Origin of the sequence: Ideonella azotifigens, assembly GCF_006519715.1 — a bacterium.
GTDB lineage: Bacteria > Pseudomonadota > Gammaproteobacteria > Burkholderiales > Burkholderiaceae_C > Ideonella > Ideonella azotifigens.
Genome location: NZ_VIDT01000113.1, coordinates 1 through 11,487, shown reverse-complemented (window position 1 = coordinate 11,487; position 11,487 = coordinate 1). Strand labels below are relative to the sequence as shown.

The following is an 11,487-nucleotide window of genomic DNA, read 5'->3' as shown; positions in this document are numbered from 1 at the left end:
CCACCTCAGCGTGCTGGAGCTGGCGGCGCTGAGCAACGTGAGTGCCCAGGAGTGCCAGGCCTTCCTGGACGACATGGCCGCGCAAGGCATCCTGGAGCAGCGCATTGGTAGCCCGGGGCTGGTGCTGCCGCCGGCGCCACCACCTGCCACGCATGCGTCCACCTTGCCGCCTTCGACCTTGCCGCCATCCGACTTCGGCGCCGACACCGTGCCCGAACGCCCACCCCAGGCTGCCCCTCGCGAAACCGCGCTGGGCGGGCTGATGCAGCGGCTGCGCAGCCGCCTGGGCCTGTCGTGAACAAGGCCACCAGATGACAGAACCCAAGCTCGTCTTCACCGGCCCGCCCGGCGCCGGCAAGACCACCGCCATCGCCGCCTTGAGCGACATTCCGCCCATCGTCACCGACGTGCGCAACTCCGACGCCAGCCTGGCCAAGACGCACACCACCGTCGGCATGGACTACGGCGAGGTGAAGCTGGCTGGCGACGAACGGGTGCGCCTGTTCGGCACGCCGGGGCAGGAGCGCTTTGCCTTCATGTGGCGCATCCTGGCGCGCAACGCGATGGGCCTGGTGCTGCTGCTGGACAACTCGCGCGCCGACCCGCGGGCCGACCTGCGGCTGTACCTGCAGGCTTTTGGCGAACTGCTGCGCGACACGCCTTGCGTGATCGGCGTGGGCCGGCTGGACACCCATCCCGAGCCCTCGCTGGACGCGCTGGCCGATGAACTCGAACAACTGGGCTGGGTCTTTCCGCTGCTGGCGGTGGACGTGCGGCAGCGCGAAGACGTGCTGCTGCTCGTCGACACCGCGCTGGCGCAGCTGGAAGCCCGCCAATGGCAGGACACGCAATCATGAACCCCGAAGTGGACGAGACCCTGCGCCTGCGCGCCCAGACGGTGGCTGACGAGTTGCTGGCCCGCATCGACGGCGCCCGCGCGGTGCTGCTGGCCACGGCCGACGGCTTTGCGCTGGCCAGCGCAGGCGAGCCGCGCGACACGCCGCAGCTTGCCGCAATGACCAGCGCCATCGCCGCCATCAGCCAGGTGGTCAGCCAGACCTCGGACCTTGGCGAGCCGCAGTGCGTGGTCGTGGACGCCAGCCGCGGCTTTTTGCTGGTGCGCTCCGCGCAGTACCGCGGCACGGCCGTGGTCATCAATGTAATGACCACGCGCCAGGCCTTGCTGGGCATGGCGATGCACGTGGTCAACGCGGCCGCCCGCGAGCTGGAACTCTGAAGATGCCCCACCGGATTGCCGAACACCTGCAGCGCATGCTGGACAGCACCGAAGGCGTGGTCGCCTGTGCGCTGGTCGATGCCACCAGCGGCCTGGTCTGGCACCGCTGCGGCCCCGAGTCCGCGGGTGACGAAACCCTGTGGGAGGCCGCCATCGACTACTGGCGGCTCTATGGCCGCCAGCGTGGGCACTTCGAGGTGCTGGGCGAGCTGGGCGCGGCGGTGATGTACCACCAGCATGGCGTGCTCGCGGTGCTGCCCTGCCGGCATGAAACCGAGCTGCTGATGGTCTGCCGCGCCGAGCACCAGGCGGTGGACTGGCGCGGCTGGCAGCGGCGCGTGCGCAAGCTCGCGCTCGAGATCGAAGACCTGATCTGACGCGGCAGCGCGTCGGTTCTTCCCTGTGCCAGCGGCGGGTGCCGAGGGCATTTTTCACCTCCGAAAGGTAGTACTGCCATGGCCTCGATCAAACAATCCCTGGATGAACTCCTCGCCGTCGACGGCGCGCTGTGCGCGGCCGTCGTCGACACCGACAGCGGCATGATGCTGGGCTCGGCCGGCAGCGGCCTGGACCTGGAAATCGCCGCGGCGGCCAATACCGAGGTGGTGCGCGCGAAGATGAAGGCCATGCGACAGCTGGGCCTGAACGACGTGATCGAGGACATCCTGATCACGCTGGGCAAGCAGTACCACCTGATCCGCCCCTCGGCCCGCAAGGAAGGCGTGTTCATCTACTTCGTGCTGGACAAGGCCCGCTCCAACCTGGCGCTGGCCCGCCGCAAGCTGCAGGACGTGGACAAGAACCTGGTGTTCTGACCCGGCCGCGGGTGCTGGCCTACGTGAATACGTCACACCCGCCGCGCCCGTGGCGTGTTTTACCCTTTCCATTGATGACAACTGACACATCCATGGGACGCGGCGTTTGCATGCTGTCTGCCATCATCATCTGCAAATTGACGCCCAGCCGGGCAAGGGGCAAGGCCCCGCGCGGCATGAGCGTCCCCCAACAAGAGGGCGCATGAACGCGAATCGCCGAACCAGGGTCGTGGCCTGCCACGGATTGACCGAGGTGGACCTCTCGGCCCTGCAGATCTTCCTGAGTTTCTCGCTGCACAGCACACGCGACGCATGGTCGCTCGGCACGCTGGGCGAGGCCGACCTGTTGCTGCAGCCGCTGGGCGAGCCGCTGCCGGTGCTGGCGATGCCGGTCACCATCGTCTGGCTGGGCGAGATGCAGGCCGGCGTGCCGGCCGGCAGCCGCTATGCGCTGGCCCGCCCGCTGCAGCTGGACCAGGTGCTGGCGCTGCTGGTGGGCATCGAGCGGCAGGAAGACGCCGGGTTCGCCGACGTGGTGGCCGACCCGGGCCATTTGATCGCCGATGCCAGCCTGACCCAACCGTTGCCGCGGCCCGAGCCGCAGCCAGAACCCAGGCCCTTGCCTGCCACCGCTGCGATGCGGTCCTTGGCGTCGGATCCGACCGATGCCGCGGTGATCTTCCGGCTCAACCGCTGGCCCAGTGCCACCAGCCTGGCCACGCACCGCTACCTGCCCCGGTTGGCCAGCCTGCTGACCACGCGCAGCCTCAGCGTGTTCGAGCTGTCCCGCCTGAGCAATGTGGCCGAAGACGAGTGCTCGGCCTTCCTGGAGGACATGGCCTCCGAAGGCATCCTGGACACGCAGTTCCCGTCGGAACTGCCGTCCGAGCTGCCATCCGAGTTGCCGTCCGGTTTCGACGAGGAAACGCCCGCGCGGCCGGCCAGCGCGCCCGCTGCGCCCGGGCTGGTGGGCCAGCTGCGCTCGATGCTGCGCCTCAACTGACCCGGCCTTCAGTCCTTCACTTCGCCGCCAGCTTGTGTGGCGGCGCGTTCTTCACGTACTGGTCGAACCAGCTGACCATTTCGGCGATCAGCTGCTCGTTCGACTCCATTGCCGCGTACCAGTGCGGCTCGTGCGGCAGCATCACCAGCCTGGCGGTGCCGCCGTTGCCGCGCAAGGCCTCGTAGAGCTTGCTGGCCTGCAGCGGTGTGGTGCCGGGGTTGGCATCGTCCGCGCCGTGCACGATCAGCACCGGGGTCTTGAGCTTGTCGGCATAGAAGAACGGCGAGACCTTCATGTACACGTCCGGCGCGTCCCACACCGAGCGGCGTTCGCTCTGGAAGCCGAACGGCGTCAGGGTCTTGTTGTACGAGCCGCTGGTGGCCACGCCGGCGCGGAACAGGTCCGAGTGCGCCAGCAGGTTCACCGTCATCAGCGCGCCGTGGCTGTGGCCGGTCACGCCCACGCGTTCGGGGTCGGCCACGCCCAGGCGCACGGCTTCGTCGACCGCGGCCTTGGCATCGGCCACCAGCTGGTCCATGTAGCTGTCGTACGCGCGCTTGGGGTCGCCGACGATGGGGAACGAGGCGTTGTCGATGATCGCGTAGCCGGCCAGCAGCAGCAGCCGGTACTGGCGCAGCCGCGTGAAGGTGGCCTGCGAGCCTGTCACCTGGCCAGCCTTGGCCGGGTCGGCATAGTCCAGCGGGTAGGCGTAGAGGATGGTCGGCACGCGCGTGCCTTCGACGTAGCCGGGCGGCGTGTAGAGCGTGAACGACAGGTCCAGCCCGTCGGCGCGCTTGTACTTCACGAGCCGCTTCTGGATTGCCCGCACCTCGGGCGTCGGGTCCGGCAGGTGGGTGATGGCGGCGGCGCTGGTGGCGAACTTCGCTTCGCCCGTGGCCGCGTCCACAGTCGCGCCCAGCGTGCGCAGCAAGGCGTTGGGCGGGCTGGCCGGCGTCTGATGCCAGGTCAGGAAGTGCGTGTTGTCCGGGCCGGTGAAGGCCAGGAAGCGCTCGAAGGCGGTCTTGTCGCTGCGGAACAGGCGCTGGCTCTGCAGCGTGTTCAGGTCCAGCCTGTCGAGGAAGGGCCGGTCGCCGTCGGGTGACGAGCCCAGGCCGGACAGGAAGATCGCATCGCCGTCCTGGCGCATCACCAGCGCGCCACTGGCCAGCCGGCGGAACACCGGGCGGCCGGGGTTGGCGTATTTCTCGTCGCTGGAGAGGTCCCACACCACCTTGGCCTCAGGCTTGGCCTGGTCGAAGTTGACCCGCAGGCCGCGCCGCCAGTGGCGGTTCTCGTCGAACTCGTCGATCACCGCGGTGTCGGCCCGTTCGCCCCACAGCACGCCCACGTAGCGCTGCGCCAGCCGCACGACCTCGGTCGGCGCGGCGGTGAACGGCGCTTTCAGCAGCATCACCTTGTCGCGCTGCGGCGCGTCGACCTTCCAGTCGCCGCCGTCCAGCGCCTCGGCCCAGACCAGCGTGGCCGGCTCGGTCTGGCGCCACGAGAACTCGCGCGGGCCGACTGGCACGCCGGCCACCGGCACCCGGTCGGTCAGCGGGATGGAGGCGATCTTGGCGATGCCGACCTTGGCCGGGTTGGCGATGTCCCAGACCTCGACCTCGCGCGGGAAGCGCTCGTGGGTCGTCACGTAGGAATACGGCTTGTGGATGCGCGTCACCAGCACATGCCGGCCGTCGGGCGCGGCGTCCAGCGATTCGTGGTTGGCCGGCTTGCCGACCAGCACGACGCTGCCGCTGGCGGTGTTGACCAGCGTGACCTGCGAGCTGGCGTAGTAGTCGAACAAGTCCTCATCGTGCGGGCTGTTCAGCGTGTCGCGGTTTTCGTAGGTGCTGCTCTCGCCCTGTGCGCCGGTGGTCTGCTGGATGCTCGGGCCGCTGGGTACCACGGGTTCGGGCGGCGGCGCGCCCAAGCCGGCCGGCACGGTCGGTACCAGCAGCGTCTTCTGGTCCGGCAGCCACTGCAGGCCGTTGTCCAGCATCGGGTTCAGGCGCACGCCGGGCATGCGGCGCAGCGCGCCGGTGGCGGCATTGCCCACCCACAGCTCCACCGCGTCATGCGTGGTGTTGGCAAACGCAAAGTGCTGGCCGTCGGCCGCCCACACCGGCTCGCCGGGACATGCGCCAACGGGCAGCGCCAGCGGCGTACTCGCGCCATCGGGCAGGCGAACGAGGCTGATGGCCTGCGCGCAGGGCGCGATGCCGTAGCCGCCGGGGGTGTCGTGCTTGCTGTGGTTGGCGATCTCGACCCGTGCGCCGGCCAGCTTCAGGAAGGGCGTGGCCACGCGCGACATCGCCGGGTACTCGGTCCACGAAACCAGCAGCATGGCCTGGCGCGTCGGGCTCACGAAGGGCACCGGCGGCGACGGGGCGTGCAGCACGTCGAGGATGTTCTTCGGCGGCTGGCTGTAGCCGGAGGGCGCAGCGGATGCAGCCAGCGCAGCGGGCAGCACGGCCACGCTCAGCGCGGCCGCCAGGAGACGGGCAAGCGAAACAGACACGAACACAAGCTCCTTGTGGGATGCGGATGGAAAAGTGGCCACGTCGGTTGAACGTGGCCACAGGGGATTCTTGGGCTTGGCGCTCACGCCGGCTGTTCTTCGATCACGTAGCTCGCGCCGTCGAACTGGGCCAGCGTCTCGACCAGGAAAGGCATCACTTCCTTGAGCTGAGCGTGCAGCGTCCACGGCGGGTTGATGATGAACATGCCCGAGCCGGTCAGGCCGAAGCCGCGCTCCCCTGGCTGGCTCACCGTCAGCCGCACATGCAGCCAGCCCTTGGGCGACAGCGCCATCAGCCGCTTGGGCAGCTGCGCCGATTCGACCCGGCTGACCTGCGGATACCAGACCATGTAGACGCCTTCGGCAAAGCGCACCACCGCCTCGCGCAGCGCGGCAATGACCTTGCCGTAGTCGCCCACCAGCTCGTAGGAAGGGTCCATCAGCACCAGGCCGCGGCGCGGGTTCGGCGGCACCTGGCCCTTGAGGCCGGCAAAGCCGTCCTCGTTGAAGATCTGCACATGCTTGTTGCCGCCGAAGTGGGCGGCCAGCGTGCGCGCGTCGGTCGGATGCAGCTCGAACATGCGCATCTGGTCGGTGCGGCGCAGCAGCTGGCGGGCGATGGACGGCGAGCCGGGGTAGAGCGCCAGCGGCGGCGTCATGCCTTTTTCCAGCACCGGCTGCACGCCATCCTCGCCGGGCTGCAGGTTGAACTCCTGCACCAGCCGCACGTAGTCGGCCACCAGCGGCGGCAGGTCGGGCCGGCTCCACAGGCGGTTGATGCCCTCGCGGTACTCTGCCGTCTTCTGCGCCTGCTGGCCTTTGAGCAGGTAGCCGCCAGCGCCGGCGTGGGTGTCGACATAACGGTAAGGCTTGTCTTTTTCCGCCATGTAGCGCAACACCTGGACCAGCACCAGGTGCTTTAGCACATCGGCGTGGTTGCCTGCATGGAAGGCGTGTCGATAGGCCAGCATCTCGGGGGTCTTTCTCTCAGGTCAACACCGGACTGTACCGGGCCGACTAGGCTTGCGGCATGAGCAACCTCTTCTCCCCTCTTCAAGTCGGCCAGATCGCACTGGAAAACCGCGTCGTGATGGCGCCGCTGACCCGCAACCGCGCCAGCGCCGGCCGCGTGCCCAATGACCTGATGGTCGAGTACTACCGCCAGCGCGCCAAGCCGGCCACCGGCATGGGCCTGATCATCACCGAGGCCAGCCAGATCAGCCCGATGGGCCAGGGCTACCTGGACACGCCGGGCATCTACAGCCCCGAGCAGGTGGCAGGCTGGAAGAAGGTGACGGACGCGGTGCACGCCGAAGGCGGCAAGATCGTGATCCAGCTCTGGCACGTGGGCCGCATCTCGCACACCTCGCTGCTGCCCGAGGGCGCGCAGCCGGTCTCGTCGACCGAGAAGGCGGCCAACACCAAGACCTACACTGCCGAAGGTTTCGCACCGGTGTCCGCCCCGCGTGCGCTGACGCTGCCCGAGATCGCCGAGACGATCGAGGACTACCGCAAGGCCGCTCGCAACGCGATCGAGGCCGGCTTCGATGGCGTCGAGATCCACGCCGCCAACGGCTACCTGCTCGAACAGTTCCTGCGCGACAGCTGCAACGACCGGACCGATGCCTACGGCGGCTCGATGGAAAACCGCGCCCGGCTGACGCTGGAAGTGGCCACCGTCATCGTCGAAGAAATCGGCGCTGGCCGCACCGGCATCCGCCTGTCGCCCATCACCCCGGCCAACGACATCGGCCAGGACAGCAATCCGCAGGCGCTGTTCGAATACGTCGTCAAGGGCCTGGCCAGGCTCGGCCTGGCCTACGTGCACGTGGTCGAAGGCGCCACCGGCGGTCCGCGCGACCTCAGCGACGAGGGCATCACCTTCGACTTCCCGGCGCTGAAGAAACTCTTCCCCGGCGCCTGGATGGTCAACAACGGCTACGACCGCGCAATGGCCATGGATGCCATCGAAACCGGCAAGGCCGACCTGATCGCCTTCGGCAAGCCTGCGATTGCCAACCCGGACCTGACGTACCGCCTCGAAAAGAACGCCGAACTGGCCGTGCCGGACATGAAGCGCCTTTATGGCGGCAGCGGGCCGGAGGGCTACACGGACTATCCGAGCCTGGGCTGAGCTTCCGCGGCGCTCACGAACACCACACGATTGCGCCCTTGCTGCTTGGCACGGTAGAGGGCTTGGTCGGCCAGGTCGATCAAAGGCTTGAGCTCGGCAGAGCCCTCTGCCTGCGTGCTGTCGACCGCGCCCATGCTGCAAGTCACGGTCAGTTGCGTGCCGTCCTCCAGCGCGAACGGGTGCTGCGCCACCAGGCAGCACAAGTGCTCGACGCGCTGCCGGCCGGCCGCAGTGGCACAGGACAGGCCGGGCAGCACCAGCAGGAACTCTTCGCCGCCGTAGCGGCCCAGGGCGTCGTACTCCCGGATGTCGGCCTGCAGGCAGGTCACGACGGCTTGCAGCACGGCATCGCCTGCTGGGTGGCCATGGCGGTCGTTCACGCGCTTGAAGTGGTCGATGTCAAGCAGCACCAGCATCACCGGCGGCCCGCTTCGCCTGGCCCTGGCCAGTTCCCGCTCGGCCGTGGCCATGATGGCTCGCCGGTTGAGCGCGCCGGTCAGTCCGTCGGTGAGTGCCTGTTGACGCATCTGCTCATGGGAGGCCTCCAGCGCCTGCGTTCGTTCGCGCACCAGCCGCTCCAGCTCGGTCTGCCGGTGCATCAGGCGGCGCACGCGCCATCGGTGCGCCGCCATGACCAGGCATGCCATCAAAGCCGCATAGCCCAGGCGAGCCCACTGGCTGCGCCACCAGGGTGGCAGGATCTGAAATGAAAAGCTGACCGTGGCCGAGCGCTGGCCCAGGTCCAGGTTTTCTGCCCAGGCCTCGAAGCTGTATTCGCCTTCGGGAAGGGCCGCAAAGCTCACCTCCTGGTTCGAGGTGACCGCCCACTCGTCGCTTTGCCCACGCAACCGGTACCACACGCGCAAGCCTTCCCGGTTGGCAAAGACGGGCACCCGCCAGTGGATCGCCAGTGGCAGCTCCGACCAGTTCGCCTGCCAGGGCAGGGCAGGGTCTGGCGTTTCCTGGGCGCGCCGGACGCTGGCGATGTGAAGCGCCAGATTGGCCGGAGCCAGCAACTCCTCGGGTTGCGAAATCCTGCTGGCACCCTGGCTGGTGCCCACCCAGATGTCACCGTCCTGGTCTTCATAGAGTGCGTTCTGGTTGCAATCCCCCCAGACCAGCCCCTCGGATGGATCGAAGCGGCGCCAGCGTTCGCCGTCGGTGACCAGCAAGCCCCCATCGGTGGCCACCCACAGCCAGCCACGGCGATCCTCCAGCAGGCTCTGGATGTTGCGCCTACCCAGCGCCTGGGCACGCACGCGCTCCGCGTACCAGTCGCCTGTGGCATCCGGCGCCATGCGCCACAGGCCGCCGTCACGGGTGGCGAAGTACACGCGCTGGTGCCTTCCGCAGGCCAGGGGCCAGACGGCCGTGGCTTCGCTGGGCAGGCCGTGCACCCGGGGCCTTGTGAAGCCTTGGCCGGGCAGTTGCAGCAACAGGCCTGCGCTGGTCGCCAGCCAGAGGCGGCCCGCTTCGTCGTGACACATGTTGGAAATGGCGGCATCTCCCCCCAGCACTGAGCGTTCAGCCTCGATCCGCCGGGCCACCGCCTGGCCTGCGTGGTCGCGCCGAATCTCGTACAGGCCGCCGTGGGTGGCCGCCCACAGCGTGCCATCCGGGCGAGGCAGCAACTGGTAGATCACCGGCAGGCCCGCCACGACGCGGCGCCATTGGCCGCTGCGTTCGTCGCGCCGCAGCACCTCGCCCTTGAACGTCGCCATCCACAGCTGGTGCTGCTCGTCTTCCACCACGCTGCCAACCTGGTGGGCGGTGCCGGCGATCGGATGCATCTGCAGACGGACCCCGGTCCCTGCGCCCCCTGAGGTCTGTGCAAGGCCTGAGCCTGTGCCCAACCAGAATCGGCCGCTGCTGTCGCGCATGAAGCGCCAGACTTCTGCGTCTGGCAGGCCCTGGCCCATGGTCCAGTTCGACCAGTGGTCGTAGCCTGACCAGCGCGCCAGGCCGCGACCGGCCGTGCCGAGCCAGACCTCACGGTCGCGGTCGACCAGGATGGCGTGCACGCCGCCGGCGACTTCCAGGCCGTTGCTGCGGCCAAAGCGCTCCCAGCGGCTGCCATCCCAGCGCAGCAGGCCGCCGTCTTCCAAGGTCAGGATGCGGCCAAGGCCGTCTTCCGCCATGGGCATTTGCGGATGCACGGTGCCCAGGCTCAGTTCCGCAGGCGTGAGGGCTTCGAAATGCTGCCCGCCCGGCGGCAGCCGCATGATGCGGGCGCGCGAGCGTGCCCAGATGCTGCCGTCGCGCGCCTGCAGCAGGCTGGACCAGAGCGTCGGCGGCAGACCCTGCTTCGCCTTCCATTGCGCCAGCCGGCCCTGCTGCCATTGGCACAGGGCCTCGCCACAACCCATCCACAAGGTGCCTTCGCGGCCCATCAGGATGGACTGCAGCCCCAGGTTCGTCAGCTCGGCTTCCACCTCGGATGGCAGCGCAGGTTCGGCTTGAAGACTCACGGGCGCTGGCGTGGTGGCTGCGCTGGCAACCATTGCAGCCCGCACCAGCTTGACCCGCCCCCTGGAGAGCACCAGCAGGTCGCCCGTGGCGGTGAGCGCCAATGTCTGCCCCAGGCCGACTGGCAGCGGCCGGCCTTGATCCGTGACCTCGGTGAACCGCCCGTCCTGGCGCAGCCACAGGGCCTCCGCGGTGCCCACCCAGAGCCCGCCCCTGGTTGCCGGCATGAGCTTTGTGATCTGCCGATCTGCCAGTGGCAGCGCTTCAGGGTCGGCGCGCGCAATGCGCGAACCGTCATGCAGGTACAGACCGTTCTCGGTGCCGATCCAGAGTCGGCCTTTGTCGTCTTGTGCCAGGGCGGTGACCACGAGATTGTCCAGGCCGGACGCCGACTGCATGTACTGCAGCGGCAGGGCCTGCGCCATGGCTGCGGGCCCTGCCATCCCCGCCAGCCAACTGGCGAGCACTGCGCACAGGCACCGCCACGCCAGCGGCCAGCGGGTCAGTGCGCTCAACAATTTCAGACTGTGGCCGGGCCTGCTGCCCCTCATGGAAGATCGTGTCATCCCACCGGGAGCGTAGCGCCGCGCATCACGGCAACAAACGCGAAGAAACGGGCCTGCGACCCGCCATTCACCCGGGCATTGGGCACTGGCAAGGGGCCCCAACGGGTCAGCGGGCCATCTTGGCGCGGAACCACTCGGTCAGACCGAGCTCGCGGGCGCCGGGTTCCAGCGTGAACTCATCGCCCGCCTGCACCTCGCCCGGCACCAGCACCGCCAGGTAGCTGCCGCAGTAGCCGGACTGCACCATCAGCTTCGAGGCCTGGTTGAAGCCCATCGCGGCATTGAACTTGAAGCAGGGTCGGCGGGGTTCGCTGACGACCAGCACCGCGCCGCTGGGCAGGCACAGGCGGTCGCCGATCCACAGCTCACGTTCCGTCACGCCTTGCAGCGTGAGGTTCTCGCCGACGAGGCCGGGCGGCACGTCTTCGTCCCAGGCGCCGGCGCGGGCCTGGGCGCGCACGGTGCGCCAGAACGGCAGGTGTTCGCTGGGGTAGGCGTAGACGGCCTTTTGAATGCCGCCGTGCACCGTGGGGTCCGCCTGCTCATCGCCTTCCAGCCCCAGCGGATGGATCATCACAGGGCCGCTGCAAGGGCGCTTGCCAATGGCGGTCATGACCTCGCGGCCGTTGATCTGCACCCGCTGGGCGCGGGCCACGTTGACGCTGAGGATCTTCATGGCGCCATTTTCGCCGGGGATGGGGAGCGGGGCCAGCGCCGGGCCGCCCCAAGCGGCCCCGCCTACCCGCCC

The 11,487-nt window shown here is 68.7% G+C and carries 11 protein-coding genes; 7 read left to right on the top strand and 4 right to left on the bottom strand.

Annotation, left to right across the window (positions count from 1 at the left end):
- The 6 genes from FKP22_RS31920 to FKP22_RS09865 all read left to right on the top strand — a co-directional run.
- Nucleotides 1-298, top strand: a 298-nt coding sequence (locus FKP22_RS31920) for a hypothetical protein (RefSeq protein ID WP_211361357.1), incomplete at its 5' end; no start/stop codon positions are given.
- A gap of 13 nt (nt 299-311) precedes the next feature.
- Entirely contained in the window at nt 312-857 is a 546-nt protein-coding gene (locus FKP22_RS09885) for a GTP-binding protein (RefSeq protein ID WP_141287326.1), read from the top strand.
- The gene (locus FKP22_RS09880) at nt 854-1,237 is read left to right on the top strand and encodes a roadblock/LC7 domain-containing protein (RefSeq protein ID WP_170200833.1); all 384 of its coding nucleotides are present in this window, start codon (nt 854-856) and stop codon (nt 1,235-1,237) included. Before FKP22_RS09885 ends, FKP22_RS09880 begins: the two co-directional genes overlap by 4 nt.
- 2 nt (nt 1,238-1,239) lie before the next feature.
- Complete coding sequence (locus tag FKP22_RS09875) at nt 1,240-1,614, top strand: hypothetical protein (protein WP_141287324.1); 375 nt, start codon at nt 1,240-1,242, stop codon at nt 1,612-1,614.
- A gap of 78 nt (nt 1,615-1,692) precedes the next feature.
- Nucleotides 1,693-2,052 carry a hypothetical protein gene (locus FKP22_RS09870; RefSeq protein ID WP_141287323.1) on the top strand — a complete coding sequence of 120 codons (360 nt, stop codon included), beginning with the start codon at nt 1,693-1,695 and terminating at the stop codon, nt 2,050-2,052.
- A 202-nt stretch (nt 2,053-2,254) separates the two neighbouring features.
- Nucleotides 2,255-3,055 (top strand): hypothetical protein, encoded by an 801-nt coding sequence (locus tag FKP22_RS09865; RefSeq protein WP_141287322.1) that lies wholly within the window; start codon nt 2,255-2,257, stop codon nt 3,053-3,055.
- A 16-nt stretch (nt 3,056-3,071) separates the two neighbouring features.
- On the opposite strand, the gene FKP22_RS09860 is transcribed toward FKP22_RS09865, so the two are convergent.
- On the bottom strand, nt 3,072-5,573 hold the full coding sequence (locus FKP22_RS09860) for a S9 family peptidase (RefSeq protein WP_141287321.1): 2,502 nt from the start codon (nt 5,571-5,573) through the stop codon (nt 3,072-3,074).
- Between the two features lie 83 nt (nt 5,574-5,656).
- A complete protein-coding gene (locus FKP22_RS09855) occupies nt 5,657-6,544 on the bottom strand; it encodes a 23S rRNA (adenine(2030)-N(6))-methyltransferase RlmJ (RefSeq protein WP_141287320.1) in 888 nt (295 codons plus the stop codon).
- 59 nt (nt 6,545-6,603) lie between these two features.
- Between FKP22_RS09855 and FKP22_RS09850 the strand changes: the two genes are divergently transcribed.
- Entirely contained in the window at nt 6,604-7,707 is a 1,104-nt protein-coding gene (locus tag FKP22_RS09850; RefSeq protein WP_141287319.1) for an alkene reductase, read from the top strand.
- On the opposite strand, the gene FKP22_RS09845 is transcribed toward FKP22_RS09850, so the two are convergent.
- Nucleotides 7,689-10,598 (bottom strand): ligand-binding sensor domain-containing diguanylate cyclase, encoded by a 2,910-nt coding sequence (locus tag FKP22_RS09845; RefSeq protein WP_170200832.1) that lies wholly within the window; start codon nt 10,596-10,598, stop codon nt 7,689-7,691. The two genes, FKP22_RS09850 and FKP22_RS09845, sit on opposite strands and share 19 nt — an antisense overlap.
- Nucleotides 10,599-10,845: 247 nt before the next feature.
- Nucleotides 10,846-11,415, bottom strand: coding sequence for an MOSC domain-containing protein (locus FKP22_RS09840; protein WP_141287317.1), 570 nt, complete (start codon nt 11,413-11,415; stop codon nt 10,846-10,848).
- Nucleotides 11,416-11,487: the final 72 nt, after the last annotated feature.